The following is a 15,648-nucleotide window of genomic DNA, read 5'->3' on the forward strand; positions in this document are numbered from 1 at the left end:
TTGGCAATACCGCCGCGTGCGTCTCTTCTCTACCCTCGGCGATACGAATCCCTTGCGGGTTCACGGACGAATGAAGGGTGATGTCATGCAAGCCAGGCAGCTAGGAGTGGGCGCTGCAGTTCTCGCCTTGGCCGGTGGGATATGCGCGGTGCTGCTGATGTGGCGCCCGGCGATCGCACCGGCCGAACCGCCACGGCACTTCGATCCCGTTCAGGTAAAACAGGGCGCGCGGGTAGCCGAAGCCGGCGACTGCGCAGTCTGCCATACACGTCCCGGCGGCCAATACCTGGCGGGTGGATTGGCTCTGGTAACACCGTTCGGCACGCTCTACAGCACCAATATCACACCGGACGCCGAGACCGGTATTGGCCGATGGTCATTACCGGCCTTTGAGCGAGCCATGCGCGAAGGGGTCGCGCGCGATGGGCACTTCTTGTATCCCGCCTTCCCCTACGTGCACTACCGCCGCCTGACGCAAGGGGATATCCAGGACGTCTATGCCTATTTGATGAGTGGCCCCGCCGTGCACTCGCCAGCCGTACCGAACCAGATGAAATTCCCGATGAACATCCGGCCATTGGTGTCGTTCTGGAATCTGCTGTTCCTGCATACCCAACCCTTGACGCCCGTGGCGCAGCAATCGGCAAGCTGGAACCGTGGCCGCTACCTGGTCGAAGGTCCAGGCCACTGCGCCGGCTGCCATTCTCCACTTGACCCGCTGGGCGCCGAGAAAACCGCTGAGCACCTTGCGGGAGGGCGGGTCGACGGATGGGACGCGCCTTCCCTGCTGGGCCTGGCCAACCGTGCCCCTGCCTGGAGCAGCGAGCAGTTGGTGAGCTATCTGCGCGCGGAAGTCGTGGCAGGCCATGGTACCGCGGCCGGGCCGATGCGCCCGGTCAGCCTGGGCCTGGCCAAGCTGCCCGCCGGCGACGCCGAAGCCATTGCCGAATACCTGCTGAGCCTCACGAGCGCCGCATCTCCCTCCCCCGCCCCAGCGGTCACACGCCCCATCGGGGCAGCCGAGCAGGCGTCTGGCGCCCTGTTGTTCGAAGGCGCCTGTGCGGGCTGCCATGGCCCGGCCGCGCCGATGCGCGAGATCGACGGGCGCCCCGCCCTGGGCCAGACCTCAGCGCTGCAGGCAGTGAGCGCGCGCAACTTTCTCAAGACGGTGCTCGAAGGCGTGCCGGCCACCCCAGGGCAACCCGGGCCGGCCATGCCACCGTTCGTTGCCAGCCTGGACAACGAGCAGATCGCGGCACTGGCTGCATTTCTTCGCGAGCAGGCGAAGCCGGGCCAGCCATGGACAGACCTTTCTTCCACCCTTCACGAGTTACGCCAGGAGGCGCAATGACCCAAATGACCCTCAACGTCAACGGCTCGCCCCACTCGCTGGAGCTCGCGCCCGACATGCCGTTGCTGTATGCGCTGCGCAATCATCTGGGGCTTAACGGCGCCAAGTACGGCTGCGGTCTGGGACAGTGCGGTGCCTGCACTGTGCTGGTGGATGACCAGCCGGTATTTTCCTGCCTGACCCCCTGCACGGGCCTGGAGGGCAAGGCCATCCGCACGGTCGAGAGCCTGGGCACGGCAGAGCGACCAGGCCCTTTGCAAAAAGCCTTTATCGAGACCCAGGCCGCGCAATGCGGTTACTGCATCGCCGGCATGCTGATGCGCGCCCAGGCGTTGCTTGAGCACACTCCCCATCCAGACGAAGACACCATTCGCGAGCATATGGCGAGCAACCTGTGCCGCTGCGGAACCCACTTGCGGATCGTCGAGGCGATCAGCCGTGTCGCCAGGCAAGACAGGAGCGCCGTATGACCCTTCAGCCTGAGGTTGATCAGGGGCGCCGCGCTTTTCTGCGCGCAGGCGCGCTGGTCCTGACATTCACCCTTTTACCGGCAGCGCGGCATGCACTGGCCGACAGCGAAGTCGATACACTCGGCACGGTGGTGCTGGCACCCGATCTTCCTGGAAGCCTGCGCACCAATCCCTACCTCGATGCCTGGATCCGCGTCGATGCCGAGGGCATCACCGTCTACACCGGCAAGGTTGAATTGGGGACAGGCGTGAAAACCGCCCTCCTGCAGATTGCCGCCGAACGCCTGGATATCTCACCCTCCGCGATCCGTCTGCTCACTGCGGATACCGCCCTGACGCCCGACGAAGGCTACACCGCCGGCAGCCACAGTATTTTCGACAGCGGCACGGCCTTGTTCAATGCGGCGGCTCAGGTTCGCGAGTTGCTGTTGGAGTCGGCGGCACGCCGTTGGAAAGTCGAAACCGCCTTGCTGACCACTCAGGAGGGCATCATCCAGGGCCCAAACGGGCAACGCATGACCTATGCCGAAGCCGTCAAGGGCGTCGACCTGCACCACTATGCGAAGGCGCAATCACCCTCGATGCCGGCGTCCACGTTCAAGCTGATCGGCCATTCTCTTGCACGCCTGGATATCCCGGCCAAAGTCAGTGGTGGCGCAGCGTTCGTCCAGGATCTGCGCCTGCCCGGCATGCTCCATGCCCGCGTCATCCGTCCACCACGTCCTGGTTGCCTGCTTGAAGCGTTCGATACCGAGTCAGTCAAAAACCTGCCCGGCGTCGTACAGGTGGTGCGCGACGGCAACTACCTGGCCGTGGTGGCCGAAGATGAATGGCAAGCCATCAAAGCGATGCGCAGCGGGTATGCGCTGGCCCGCTGGAGCGGTGCAGAGGCGATTCCCGACGCGGATGACATCCACTCGTTGTTGACCCGCCTGCCCGCCCATCGCTATCCCATCAGCCATGAAGGTAACCCGGCCGCCGTAGCCGGCGCGAGTTATCACGCGCGCGTCACCAAGCAGTACCTCATGCACGGGTCCATTGGCCCGTCCTGCGCCGTGGCCTGGTTCAAGGACGGCATGCTCACCGTGTGGACCCACACGCAAGGTGTCTACCCTCTTCGCACCGGGATCGCCGAGATGCTGGGGCTGACACCGGCGCAGGTGCGCTGCATCCATGTCGAGGGGGCCGGCTGTTACGGCCACAATGGCGCGGACGACGCGGCAGCCGACGCCGCGCTGATTGCAATGCGCGTCGCCGGCACGCCCGTGCGTGTGCAATGGATGCGCGAGCAGGAAAACCTCTGGGAGCCCTACAGCAGTGCCATGCTCACCGAGGTCCGGGCCACCCTCGATGCACAGGGCAAATTGCAGGACTGGGCCTATGAGCTGTGGACCACGCCACACAACGAACGCATCGTAAATGCCGGCAGACTGATCCCCGCTCGGCTGTTGGCCCGTCCGTTCGTCTCCGCGCCGTCGGTTCCAATCGCCCAGCCCGAAGGGGATGGCGATCGGAATGCGGTGCCGCTGTACACCCTGGCCTCTACGCGCATCGACATGAACTTCGTGACCACAATGCCGTTTCGCACATCCGCCATGCGTTCGCTGGGGGCCCACATCAATATCTTCGCCATCGAAGCCTGCATCGATGAACTGGCCATCCAGGCCGGCACCGATCCGGTTGCCTTGCGCCTTGCCCATCTGGCAGACCCGCGAGCCCGTGCGGTAGTCGAGCGCGTCCGGGATGCCAGCGGCTGGCCGCATAAAGGCAATCAACCGGGCTCCGGCATTGGCTTCGCGTTTGCCCGCTACAAGAACATCATGGGCTACTGCGCACTCGCCGTGCGTTTGCACGTGCATCCGCAAACCGGCGAGATTCAGCTCGACCAAGTGATAACCGCCGTGGACGTGGGGCAAATCGTCAACCCCGATGGCCTGCGCAACCAGGTGGAGGGAGGCATCGTGCAGTCCGCCAGCTGGACCTTGTATGAAAAAGTCGGCTACGACCCGGGCGGAGTCCGCAGCTACGACTGGAGCGGTTACCCGATCCTGCGCTTTCCTCAGTTACCCAAGCAGGTCGACGTACATTTGCTCGATCAGCCCGGGCAACCCTTTCTTGGCGCGGCCGAGATCGTCCAGGGCCCCATGGCCGCCGCCATCGGCAACGCCGTCGCGAACGCCACCGGCCGCCGCTGGCTGAACCTGCCCCTGACCCGCTCAGTGCAACAGGCATAGCCCCAAGCCCCCTTCAACGCATTGCGTTTGACGCAAAGGAACTACCCATGACTCAGCACCTGTTTCAACCTATCGCCGTTGGCCCCTACACACTGGCTCATCGTGTGGCCATGGCCCCTCTGACCCGCTCCCGAGCCGGCCAGCCGGGCGATCTTCCGACCGCCCTGAACGCCGAGTATTACCGGCAACGCGCCAGTGCCGCCTTGATCATCACCGAAGCCACGCAGATTTCCCGTCAAGGCCAGGGCTACGCCTGGACCCCGGGGATTTACAGTGATGAACAGGTGCAAGGCTGGCGCCAGGTGAGTACACAGGTGCACGAAGCCGGGGGACTGATCTTCATGCAACTGTGGCATGTCGGGCGAGTTTCTCACCCCAGCTTCCAACCCGATAACGCCCTGCCGGTTGCCCCCAGCGCACTGCCGGTGCCAGGCAAGACATTTATCGTCGATGACAATGGCAACGGCGTCTGGGGGGATGTACCCGTACCACGTGCCCTGGAAACTGCGGAGATTGTGCAGATCATCGAGGATTACCGTCGCGCCGCGCGCAACGCCTTGAAAGCCGGGATGGACGGCATTGAAATCCACGCGGGCAACGGTTATCTGCTCGACCAGTTCATCAATAGCAACAGCAACCAGCGTGAGGACGTCTACGGCGGCAGTGTGGAAAATCGCGCGCGCCTGTTGTTGCAAGTCGTCGAGGCGGTTGCCGATGAGGTCGGGGCGGAGCGCGTAGGTGTACGGCTGACACCGATGGGCCGCTTCATGGGCATGGGCGATGCGACTCCCGAAGCCACATTCGGCCATATCGTCAGCGCCCTGAACCGCTGGCCCCTGGCCTACCTGCACCTTGTGGAACCTGCCGTGGTCGGCACCGTCAAGGACGAGCATTTCGATCCGCGCTGGGACGCAATCATCGGCCAACTTCGTACGCAATGGAAAGGCGTGCTGATGGTGGCCGGTGGTTACGATCCGAAAACCGCAGAACATGCCCTGGCCGCCAACCGCGCTGACATCATTGCCTTCGGAAGGCCGTTCCTGGCCAACCCTGACTTGCCACGGCGCATCCGTGAGGGACTGGCGCTCAATGCGTCAGACCCCAGTACCTTCTTTGGTGGCGACCAGCGCGGATACACTGATTACCCCGCTCATCCATAAGCCTCAACCCGCGCCGCATTTAACGTCCGGTAATCGAACGAGTTCCCACTTTTGCCGCTTAAGTTCCTGAAGCGGCGGCGGATAGCTCGGTCACTATTATCCAGTCGTTCACGGAGTGGCCTCATGCTCGCCCATCTGAAAATTCGCACCGGTATGTTCGGGGTGCTCCTGCTGTTCGTCATTGCACTGCTGTTCTCGGCCCTGAACGGTTGGTGGTCGGCCGAACGCAGTCACGACCAGATTGACGAGTTGGGGCGCACTTCACGCCAAATCGACGGGATCAACAACGCATTGCTACTGGCCATTCGCACCAGCGCCAATGTGTCCTCGGCGTTTATCGAGACCGTCGGCGCACGCTTTGATGAGTCGCAGGCACGGCTGGTTCGCAGCGAGGCTATCTGGAGCGAGGCCATCGCCAAGCTCGATGCCTCGACCACAGACTTGCGTGAGCCGGCGCTGAAAGCGCTCGCCGACACTCTCAAAGAGGCATTCGCCGAATACGGTACGGCCATCGCCGGCCAGCGCGCCGCCACTCGTGCGCATTCGGCCGATCAGTATTTCCAGGTCAATATCGCTGCCGGCAATAGCATGACCAAGCTGCAGGAAATCCGCGTGAAGCTGGTCGACGCTTTGAATGCCCGCGCCCAAGAGATCAACACGCAAGCGGCTGCGCGGCTGAAGACCGCGCAAACGCTGGCTATCGCCCTGACCCTGGCGACCCTGGCACTCGCGCTCGTCTGCTGGACATTCATTGCCGGCAGGGTCCTGCGGCCATTGCGCGAGGCCGGCGAGCACTTCAAACGTATTGCCGGGGGCGACTTGACCTGTGAGGTCGTCTCGCCTGGTCGCAACGAAATCGGCGAGTTGTTCGTTGAACTCCAACGCATGCAGACCCGCCAGCGCGAAACACTGATCCAGATCGCTGACTCCGCCACGCAGTTGGCCTCAGCCGCTGAACAACTCAATGCCGTCACCGAAGAAAGCAACCGTGGCCTGCAACAGCAGGACATGCAACTGGAACAGGCAGCGACAGCCGTCAACCAGATGACCAGCGCGGTCGAAGAAGTGGCGCGCAACGCAGTGTCTACCTCGCAAGCGGCCACCGCCTCCCATACGCTGTCGGAAAGAAGCCGCCAGCAAGTGCGCGAGAACATCAGCGGCACTCAATCGATGGCCACCGAGATTCAGGGCAGCGCAACGCATATCCAGCACCTCGCCGATGAAGTGCGCAACATCGGCAAGGTATTGGACGTGATCCGCTCGGTGTCGGAGCAGACCAACCTGCTGGCCCTCAATGCGGCCATCGAAGCGGCCCGCGCAGGTGAAGCAGGCCGGGGGTTTGCCGTCGTGGCCGACGAGGTGCGCACCCTCGCCTACCGTACCCAGACATCGACCCGCGAGATCGAACAGATGATTGCGAACGTGCAAAGCACGGCCGAACAGGCGGTGGGGTCGATGCGCAGCAGCACGGCGCGGGCGCAAGACACACTGGGTATCACCCAGGCGTCGGGGGCCGTGCTGGAAGATATTTTCGCGGCCATCAGCCAGATCAATGAGCGCAACCTGGTGATTGCCAGTGCAGCCGAAGAGCAGGCTCAGGTTGCCCGTGAGGTGGACAGCAATTTGCTGGCGATCCGCGACCTGTCGGCGCAGTCTGCGGCAGGCGCCTTGCAGACCCGCGCAGCCAGCCAGGCGCTAGCAACGCTGGCCGCGGGGTTGAGCACGCTGGTGGGACGCTTTCGAACCTGACGTTGCCAGGGCTGCGTCAACTCAAGAATTCCAACCCACGCTCGTCTATCACCGGCACGGTTTCCAGCAAATAACGCTTGAAGCTCTCCAGCGCGGCGTTGTGATTGCTGCGTGCGGGCCATACCAGATAGTAGCTGTCACCGGTACTGACCGCCTTGTTGTAGGGCAGTACCAGTGAGCCCTTGACCAATTCGTCACCGACCAGCGCCAGGTCACCGATGGAAACGCCGCGCCCCTGGATCGCGGCGGAGATACCCAGCTCCAGGGTGTCGAAAATTTTGCCTTTCTGCCAGGAAACCGCCGACATCAAGCCCACACGCTCCAGCCAGCGTTGCCAATCGCGCCGGTCCCGGGACGGGTGGATCAATTCCGCGGAGAATATCCCCTCACCGCTCAGGTTGTGTTGCTCCAGCAGGCTCGGCGAGCAGACCGGTATCAGCCATTCATCAAACAGCTTGATAAACTCAAGGTCATCGGAAAAACGCCCGTTGCCCAACAACACGGCACAGTCGAACGGCTCGACATCGAAGTTGACGAAATCGACGTCCATCCACTCGCTGGACAATTGCGCCTGCTCTATACCGTTCACGGCATTGAACTCATCCAGCACATGCAGCAACCAGCGCATTGTCAAGGTGGAAGGCGCCTTGACCCTCAGGGTTTTCTCCTTGCGGCTGGTGACGGTGCAGGCATTTTCGATCAGGCGAAAGCCGACTTTCAATTCTTGAGCCAACAATCGTCCGGTCTGGGTGAGGAAAATTTTCGGCCCTTTGCGCTCGAACAATGCGCAGCCAAAATGCTCCTCCAAGGCCTTGACGTGCCGGCTTACGGCGCTTTGGGTGATAAAGAGGGTGTCGGCAGCCTGGGTAAAAGAACTGAAACGCGCAGCCAATTCGAAGGCCCGCAATGCGTAGAGCGGCGGCAGCCGGCGCGCGCCCTGATCAAGCGCATCATGATTCATACTCATCCTTACCCATCATTTTTTTCCGTTTTTAAATACCGTGCGATTGACAAATAATCAACCGTACAAATAAGCGACAGACTTATTAGTCATTTCAAGCGCAACCGAACCCTATAAAAAATCCAATCATGCTTGGCATGCGCCTAACCTCTGCGGCCTTTAATAGTTTTTAAACACACAGCAGATCCTTCACCATGCCTAATTTCAATCAACTCCTGTCTTCCAGTATCCAGCAAGCGAAACTCGACCAGGCGACCGAATCCGATATATTGAATTTTCGTTTATTTGGTAATAAAAAAGGCTTCCTGCATTTAAAAGACCTGCCCATCGGCACAATTCCGCCAACACCGAGCGACCGCGCCAGCCTGCAAAAAGAGTGCACGATCAGTGAGCAGATCATTCTGAAAGCCACGGCCATGCTGGGCGACCCAATTGGTTATATCCAGGAATCCAACGGCGATATCATCAATAACTTTTTCCCGCATAAAAAGTACTCCAAGGGTGCCAACTCGGACAGCTACGATTGTGAGTTGGAACTGCATACCGAAAATGCCTTTCATGCCGTGTCTCCGGATTATCTGGTGCTTTTCTGCCTGCGCCAGGACCCCGGCGCCGAGGCCGCGACCTTCATCAGCTCCATCGATGGCATTCGCGACATTATTACCCCGCATGACCTGAATTATTTCCATGAAGAAAAATACAACTTTCTGTCGGACTACTGCGCCACAGAAAAAAACTGCCGCATTGATATAAACCAAAAACAAACGGTTCTATACGGTGACCCCGAGTCCCCCTATTTCCGCTTTGACCCTCAATTCATGGTGGCCAGCAGCAAACACGCGCAACTCAAGCTCGAACTCCTGCGCAAGGCCGCCTGGGAAGTCGCCCACCCGGTGCACCTCAAGGCCGGTGACCTGTTGATCATCGACAACCGTAAAACCGCGCATGCCCGCAGTGCGTTCTCAGCTGGCCTGGATGGCCGCGATCGCTGGATCCAACGCACATTCGCGGTCGCCGGCTATCGCTACTACGCGCAACGCCTGGGCAAAAACCAACGTGTCCTGGACCTGGTAACCACCCTATGAGCATGCTGCACCTGACCTTTGCCCTGGCCGTGTTTTTCCTGATTGCCTCGCCCGGTCCGGTGGTGGCCCTGGTCATCTCCGATGCCAGGCAAGCCTGGCCTGCGGCCACGATCACAGGCGGCGTGGTGTCCGCCCAACTCTTGCTGCTGATCACCCTGACGCTCATCTATACCGCGCTGGATGTGAGCCCGGTGCTGCTGAACTGGGGCCAAGTGGTCGGCGGGCTGTATCTGGCCTGGTTGGGGGTGTCCAGCCTCCTGGCCAGTTCGGACAGCGTTGCCACGGTGCAAAAAAGCCAGCGTCATTTTTTCTGGCGCGCCCTGAAAGTGGGGTTGTCCAACCCGAAAGACATCCTGTTTTTCCTCGCTTTCCTGCCTGGGTTCATCGAACCCAATGGCGACTTCATTAAACAGGGACTGATCCTCGCCCTGATCTGGGGGGTGATCGATATCACCATCCTGCTGATCTATGGCGCCATCTCGCGCCAGATGCTGTCCTTCGCGGTGGCCCAGAAAGTCATGGCCAAGGCCCCCAGTGTATTTCTGCTGGGGATCGGCCTGCTGTCCGGAGTGATGGGCACACAGCGGCTGATGCAGGGATGAAAACGTGCAACGCCAAATAATATCATTAAGCCATCATTCAAAAATGATGCTAGGTCACCGTTTAAAAACATGCAACCAAAGCTCGGGCTTTCTTGCCGCTTTACCCCGTGAGGCTTGCGCTTCAACCGACCCAACCGCTGTGACAGTCATCAACCGAAACATGACGGTGAAATAATGAACGCTCAAACACTGTTTCCTCTCATCGGTAAAGTCATCGCCAGTACGGGCAGCCGCCACTTCTCGCGATTTCTGCATGATCTGGTACTCACCAAGGTGCCCGTGGATGCCACGCACATCACCCATGTGCGCATCGATGGCGCTGACGGCGCGCGCGTAGAGCCCACCGGGGCCGGCGCGGAGATCCTGAGCCCGGAGCACATGTCTTCGTTGATCAAGTCCGCTCAACCCAGAACACCTGAATCACCGACCGCCCTACAGGTAGCAAAGCCCGTCCTCGCGCAATCCGTGGCGAGCTTTTCAGCGTCGGCCGGCGCGTCTTCAAAACCGGCGTTGACGCCCATTCCCTTCAGTTCCCAGCTGCATCTCAAATCCCGGAAAAAAGAATACTTTTATATAATTTCGTTCTACCGCGAACACATCGATGACTTCTCGATGCAGGAGCAGATAATCCTCAAGGATTTCTCCTTGCTCCTGCTGGCGTTGGTAGAGAAGCACATTAATGCGATAAATTCTCAAGGCATGCCGGACAAAAATATCGCCGTTGATGGGCTTGTCCCACAAAACCGGGACATGGATTCCCTGCGCCAGCGTTTTGAGGCTCGCCTGGTGCAATCTGGCTTGAGGCTGTCCAACCGCGAAAAGGAAATCTGCGCCGGCCTGCTGGCGGGGCGTACCGCGCCTGAGCTGGCTGAAGCGCTGGAGCTCAAAGTCAATACCGTGGAAAGCTACTTGAAACGCGCGGTGATCAAGATGGGCATCAGCGGGCGCCATTCGCTGATCCGTTGGATGCATGCCAATCCCGGTAACCCGACGGTGACACGCCTGCAATAAAAAACACCCTGTTTATTCATTTAACAGCAGAATCACTGACACTTTCTTCGTGCAACCACGCACAACTTTCACGGTTCAAGCGCAGGCGCGGGTTATTACTCTTATTGTCACCTGATTGACAGAGATTCCGGGGACATCCCGCGCCTGAACCGATAGCGGCCGTTGCCGCCTTCCTTCAAACTAAACCGGGTCATAAGTTAACTTGACAGTGCTCACTTTACAGGCTGTTCGGCTAACTTTACGGCTGCGTTTATTTTCCAGCAACAAACGTCATACGGTCATATAACCGGTCCACCGTTTACTGCCTTGAATAACGCTCGTTATTAACGACACGCCGTCTCTTGTTCCATCAACTATCCAGCGCTGCGCTTTGCCGCAGCCGATGAGTGCATGATTATGGAAGAGCTAAGTTATCTGAAGAAAGTCGAATCGAATGCACGCACCTATGCCGCCACGTTCCAGCGCCTGTTTGTCAGCGGCAAAGGCGTGTGGGTCAAGGATGCCCAAGGCAAGGAATACCTCGACTGCCTGGCCAACGCCGGAACCCTGGCCCTGGGGCATAATCCGCCCGTCGTCAAAGAAGCGGTGCTGGATTTCCTCGGCACCGACCAACTGCAACAGGCCCTGGACCTCGCCACACCCGCCAAGCAGGCGTTTGTACAGGAACTGTTTTCCCAATTGCCGGCCGCCATGCGTGACTCCAGCAAGATTCTGTTCTGCGGCCCCAGCGGCTCGGATGCGGTGGAAGCGGCGATCAAACTGGCGCGCCATTACACCAAACGCTCGGCGCTGATGGCCTTTCACGGCGGCTATCACGGTATGACCGCCGGTGCCCTGTCGGCCATGGGCAATCTCAACCCCAAAAACATCCCCAGCGTCACCGCGCAAAACACCCACTTCCTGCCTTTCCCGTATCGCTTCCGCTGCCCGTTCGGCACCGATGGCGAGCAGACGGACCAACTGTCAATCGACTACATCCGCACCGTACTTTGCGACCCGGAAGGTGGCGTCACCCGCCCCGCCGCCGTGCTCGTCGAAGTGGTGCAAGGTGAAGGTGGCTGTATTCCCGCCTCGGCCCAGTGGCTGCGTGGGTTACGCGAGATCACCCGCGAGTTGGGCATTGTGCTGATCATCGACGAAGTGCAGACCGGCCTGGGCCGTACCGGCAGCACCTTTGCCATCGAACATGCCGGTATCGTGCCCGACATCCTGGTGCTGTCCAAGGCGATCGGCGGCGGCTACCCGCTGTCGGTGATTGTCTACGCCGAACACCTCGACACCTGGGGCCCGGGCATGCACGCCGGCACCTTCCGCGGCAATCAGATCGCCATGGTCGCCGGGCGTGCCACCATGCGCCATATCCGCCAGGCCAACCTGGTTGAAAATGCCACGGCACGTGGCGCGCAACTGCTGGCCGGCCTGCAGGAGATCGCCGGGCGATATGACCCGATCGCCGATGTACGCGGTCGTGGCCTGATGATCGGGGTCGAGGTCACCAAGTCACGCGTGGACGGCCGGGCGGGCCTGGGTGATGGCACCCTGGCACGGGCGATCAAGCTCAATTGTTTCGATAACGGCCTGATTATCGAAACCGGCGGTCGTCACGGGTCCGTCCTGCGATTCCTTCCCGCCCTGACCATCACCGAAGCCCAGGTAGGCAACGTGCTCGAGCGCTTCGAAGACGCCGTCAGCACCGCCACCGCGCACCGCTTGCACAGCGTTAGTCAGTCGGCCTGACCACCGGCCGCAAAAAAAGCCCGCCAACCGTCACCGGTGGCGGGCTTTTTAACGGGTGCCTCAGTCCCGTGCGAGGGCTTCGATCGGGTCCAGTCGCGCCGCATTGCGGGCCGGTACAAAGCCGAAGATGATGCCAATCAGGCTTGAACACACGAACGCAGTGACAATCGACTCCAGGGAAAACACCATCTGCCATTCCTTGATCAGCAGGGAAAACACAAAGCCGATGCCGAACGACAACGAGATACCGATGACTCCGCCGATCAGGCAGACCATCACCGCTTCCACCAGGAACTGTTGGCGAATATCCGACTGACGCGCCCCCACCGCCATGCGGATGCCGATTTCCCGTGTGCGCTCGGTCACCGACACCAGCATGATATTCATCACACCGATGCCGCCCACGACCAGGGAAATCAAGGCGATCAGCGACAGCAGCAACGCCAGCGACTGACTGGTCTTTTGCACCGTCTGCATGATGCTGTCGAGGTTGTAGGTGAAGAAGTCCTTGGTGCCGTGGCGCTGTTCCAGCAGTTTGACCACGTTGGCTTCCACCACCTTGCTCGGCTGCCCGTCCTTGATCCGCACCGTGATGCTATCCAGGTAACGCTGGCCCAACAGGCGGCCGGCCGCGGTTTCGTACGGCACCCAGACATTCAGGGCCTTGCTGGTGTTGAAGATGTTTTTATTCTCCGCCGCCACCCCGATCACCGTGCACGGCAAGTTCCCCACCAGGATGATCTGGCCCAGTGCCTCGACATTCGGGCCGAACAAACGGTTGCGGGTATTGTGGTCAATTACCACGACCTGAGCCTGGCGAGTGTCATCCTCCTGGCTGAAGGTGATGCCTTCGGCGATCTTGATCCCACGCACCTGGAACGAGCTGGCACTCACGCCGTTGACCGTGGCATCCACATCGATATTGCCAAAGCGCAGCAGCAGGTTGCGCCCGGCGTTGGGGGTTGCGCTGTCGATGTAATGCAACTGGCTGAGCGCGGTCACATCGGACAGCACCAGGGTCTGGATGGCCGAGGCGTGGCTGTCACCAAAGTCGGTGCCCGGGTAGATATCGATGGTGTTGCTGCCGATCGCCTGGATATCACTGAGGACGTAACGTTTGGCCCCTTCGCCGATCGCCACGATCGACACCACCGAGGTGATGCCGATCACGATCCCCAGCATGGTCAACAACGTGCGCATGCGGTGCGAAATCAACGCGATCCAGGCCATCACGAAGGCTTCCTTGAACAGCCCCAGGCTCGCCACCAGGCGCCGCCCCGGGCTGGCCTTGAGCTGGGTGGCCGCCGGCGCTGCCGCCTCCATCCCGACGCGTTCATTGGCCCGGTCACTGAGGACCTCGCCGTCGCGCATCTCGATGATACGTTCGGCATTCGCCGCGACCTTCGCATCGTGGGTCACGATAATCACCGTGTGCCCCGCCGCGTGCAGCTCCAGCAAGATGTTCATCACTTCCTTGCCGCTGGCGGTGTCGAGGGCGCCGGTCGGTTCGTCGGCCAGAATCACCTCACCGCCGTTCATCAAGGCCCGCGCAATACTCACCCGTTGCTGCTGGCCACCGGACAACTGGCTGGGACGGTTGACCAGGTGATTGGCCAGGCCCAGGCGCGCCAGCAGTTCCTTGGCACGGCTGTGGCGCTGGGCTTCCGTGACGCCGGCGTAGATCGACGGCATCTCGACGTTGTGCATGGCGCTCAAGTGCGGCAGCAGGTGGTAACGCTGGAAGATGAAACCGAAGTGATCACGGCGCAGTTCCGCCAGTTCATGGTCTTCCAGGTCGCGGGTTTCACGGCCGTTGATGGTGTAGCTGCCCTCAGTGGCGTAGTCCAGGCAACCCAGGATATTCATCAATGTCGACTTGCCCGACCCCGAGGCGCCGGTGATTGCCACCATTTCCCCGGCGTTGATCGTCAAGTTGACATTCTTGAGGGCCATGAAGGCCTTCTCACCGGCCACAAAACTGCGGCTGATGCCTTTGAGCTCCAACAAGGCTTGAGTCATTGTCAGACCCCCGCCACGGCAGGCGCAGGATCACCGATGACGACTTTGTCGCCTTCTGCCAGGCCATCCTTGATCTGTGCCTTGACGTTGTTATTGATCCCCACCTGCACGTTGCGCTCCTGGGCGTGACCGGTCTCGTCGATCACCCGCACCACGTACGAACCGTCCCCATTGCGCTTGCCCAGTGCCGCCACCGGCACCATCAGCACATCCTTGGCAATGTCACGCACGATGCGCACTTGGGCGGTCATCGAAATACGCAGGCGATGTTCCGGGTTGGGCACATCGAACAAGGCGTTGTAGAACACCGCCGTGTTCTGCTTGGGGGTGCCCGCGGCCTGGGTGTCCAGGTAGTTCTGCGGTGCGGGTTCGGTGCCGCGCAGTTTGGCGTAGTAGCGTTTGTCGGCTTCGCCCAGGATGGTGAAGTACACCTCCTGGCCCGGCCGGATATGAATCACATCGGCTTCCGACACCTGGGCCTTGATGGTCATGGTGTCCAGATCGGCCAGTTTCAGCAGCACCGGCGCCAGTTGCTCGGCGATCACGGTCTGGCCTTCCTGGGTGACGATGCCGACCACATCACCGTCAATCGGCGCGACGATACGGGTGTAGCCCAGGTTGACCTTGGCGGTGTCGATCTGGATACGCGCATTTTTCAGTTGGGCATCCAGGGCGACCAGATTGGCGCTCTGTACCAGATAGTTGGATTCGGCGGTCTCGAAATCCTGCCGGGAAATGGCCGCGTCCGATTGCAGTTGGGTGTAACGCTCCCAGACCGATTTGGTCTGGGCAACCTGCGCCGCCGTCGCCTTGCGCTGGGCCTCCAGATTTTCTTCATTGACCTGGGCCTGGCGCAGGGTGTTCTGCAGCACCAAGGGGTCGATTTCCGCCAACCACTCGCCCTTCTTGACCTTATCGCCAAGCTTGACCTTCAGTGACTTCAACTGGCCGGAGACTTGCGCACCGACATCGACCTGCTTGACCCCCTGCAAAATCCCGGTGGCCAGCACTGAGTTTTCGATCTCGCCGCGCTCGACCTTGGCGGTCAGATATTCGGGTGGCTCGGCGGGTGATTGCACCGAATAGACAATCATCCCAGCCACGACCGCCAGCCCCACGCCCCAAAAAACCTTGCGAAACTTCGACTTTTCCATAGATGACCACTAATACGTTGAAAGGTAGACCCGACCGGTGGCCGGGTTCGCACTAAATTGCGTGAATGTTCGCTTCAGGTTAGGGCGCAAGCGCCCGTGCCGACTCCCCCTCTGT

12 protein-coding genes are annotated in these 15,648 nt (G+C 60.6%); 9 read left to right on the forward strand and 3 right to left on the reverse strand.

Going from position 1 to position 15,648, the window contains the following annotated elements; genetic code table 11:
• Positions 1–106: 106 nt before the first annotated feature.
• The 5 genes from ACQRBT_RS25845 (at position 107) to ACQRBT_RS25865 (ending at position 6,964) form a co-directional block, all read left to right on the forward strand.
• Positions 107–1,351: a c-type cytochrome gene (locus tag ACQRBT_RS25845; RefSeq protein WP_354001841.1), complete on the forward strand. Its 1,245-nt coding sequence runs from the start codon at positions 107–109 to the stop codon at positions 1,349–1,351.
• Complete coding sequence (locus ACQRBT_RS25850; protein ID WP_060756398.1) at positions 1,348–1,821, forward strand: (2Fe-2S)-binding protein; 474 nt, start codon at positions 1,348–1,350, stop codon at positions 1,819–1,821. The genes ACQRBT_RS25845 and ACQRBT_RS25850 overlap by 4 nt, the downstream gene beginning before the upstream one ends.
• Entirely contained in the window at positions 1,818–4,055 is a 2,238-nt protein-coding gene (locus tag ACQRBT_RS25855) for a xanthine dehydrogenase family protein molybdopterin-binding subunit (protein ID WP_412046932.1), read from the forward strand. The genes ACQRBT_RS25850 and ACQRBT_RS25855 overlap by 4 nt, the downstream gene beginning before the upstream one ends.
• A gap of 47 nt (positions 4,056–4,102) precedes the next feature.
• A complete protein-coding gene (locus ACQRBT_RS25860; protein ID WP_412046933.1) occupies positions 4,103–5,215 on the forward strand; it encodes an alkene reductase in 1,113 nt (370 codons plus the stop codon).
• Positions 5,216–5,338: 123 nt separating this feature from the next.
• Positions 5,339–6,964, forward strand: a complete 1,626-nt coding sequence (locus tag ACQRBT_RS25865) for a methyl-accepting chemotaxis protein (protein WP_412046934.1) — start codon at positions 5,339–5,341, stop codon at positions 6,962–6,964.
• Positions 6,965–6,980: 16 nt separating this feature from the next.
• On the opposite strand, the gene ACQRBT_RS25870 is transcribed toward ACQRBT_RS25865, so the two are convergent.
• On the reverse strand, positions 6,981–7,931 hold the full coding sequence (locus tag ACQRBT_RS25870) for a LysR substrate-binding domain-containing protein (RefSeq protein WP_060756402.1): 951 nt from the start codon (positions 7,929–7,931) through the stop codon (positions 6,981–6,983).
• Between the two features lie 188 nt (positions 7,932–8,119).
• On the opposite strand from ACQRBT_RS25870, the gene ACQRBT_RS25875 reads away from it, so the two are divergent.
• The 4 genes from ACQRBT_RS25875 to ACQRBT_RS25890 all read left to right on the forward strand — a co-directional run bounded on the left by ACQRBT_RS25875 (position 8,120) and on the right by ACQRBT_RS25890 (position 12,360).
• On the forward strand, positions 8,120–9,010 hold the full coding sequence (locus ACQRBT_RS25875) for a TauD/TfdA family dioxygenase (protein ID WP_090372002.1): 891 nt from the start codon (positions 8,120–8,122) through the stop codon (positions 9,008–9,010).
• The gene (locus ACQRBT_RS25880) at positions 9,007–9,612 is read left to right on the forward strand and encodes a LysE family translocator (RefSeq protein WP_060756404.1); all 606 of its coding nucleotides are present in this window, start codon (positions 9,007–9,009) and stop codon (positions 9,610–9,612) included. The genes ACQRBT_RS25875 and ACQRBT_RS25880 overlap by 4 nt, the downstream gene beginning before the upstream one ends.
• A gap of 174 nt (positions 9,613–9,786) precedes the next feature.
• Positions 9,787–10,623: a helix-turn-helix transcriptional regulator gene (locus tag ACQRBT_RS25885; RefSeq protein ID WP_081087076.1), complete on the forward strand. Its 837-nt coding sequence runs from the start codon at positions 9,787–9,789 to the stop codon at positions 10,621–10,623.
• Positions 10,624–11,019: 396 nt separating this feature from the next.
• On the forward strand, positions 11,020–12,360 hold the full coding sequence (locus ACQRBT_RS25890) for a diaminobutyrate--2-oxoglutarate transaminase family protein (RefSeq protein ID WP_412046935.1): 1,341 nt from the start codon (positions 11,020–11,022) through the stop codon (positions 12,358–12,360).
• A gap of 60 nt (positions 12,361–12,420) precedes the next feature.
• On the opposite strand, the gene ACQRBT_RS25895 is transcribed toward ACQRBT_RS25890, so the two are convergent.
• Entirely contained in the window at positions 12,421–14,379 is a 1,959-nt protein-coding gene (locus ACQRBT_RS25895) for a MacB family efflux pump subunit (RefSeq protein WP_060756406.1), read from the reverse strand.
• A 2-nt stretch (positions 14,380–14,381) separates the two neighbouring features.
• A complete protein-coding gene (gene macA, locus ACQRBT_RS25900; RefSeq protein ID WP_060756407.1) occupies positions 14,382–15,533 on the reverse strand; it encodes a macrolide transporter subunit MacA in 1,152 nt (383 codons plus the stop codon).
• Positions 15,534–15,648: the final 115 nt, after the last annotated feature.

It is taken from the genome of Pseudomonas sp. R19M (genome assembly GCF_050312585.1).
Taxonomy (GTDB): Bacteria; Pseudomonadota; Gammaproteobacteria; order Pseudomonadales; family Pseudomonadaceae; genus Aquipseudomonas; species Aquipseudomonas palleroniana.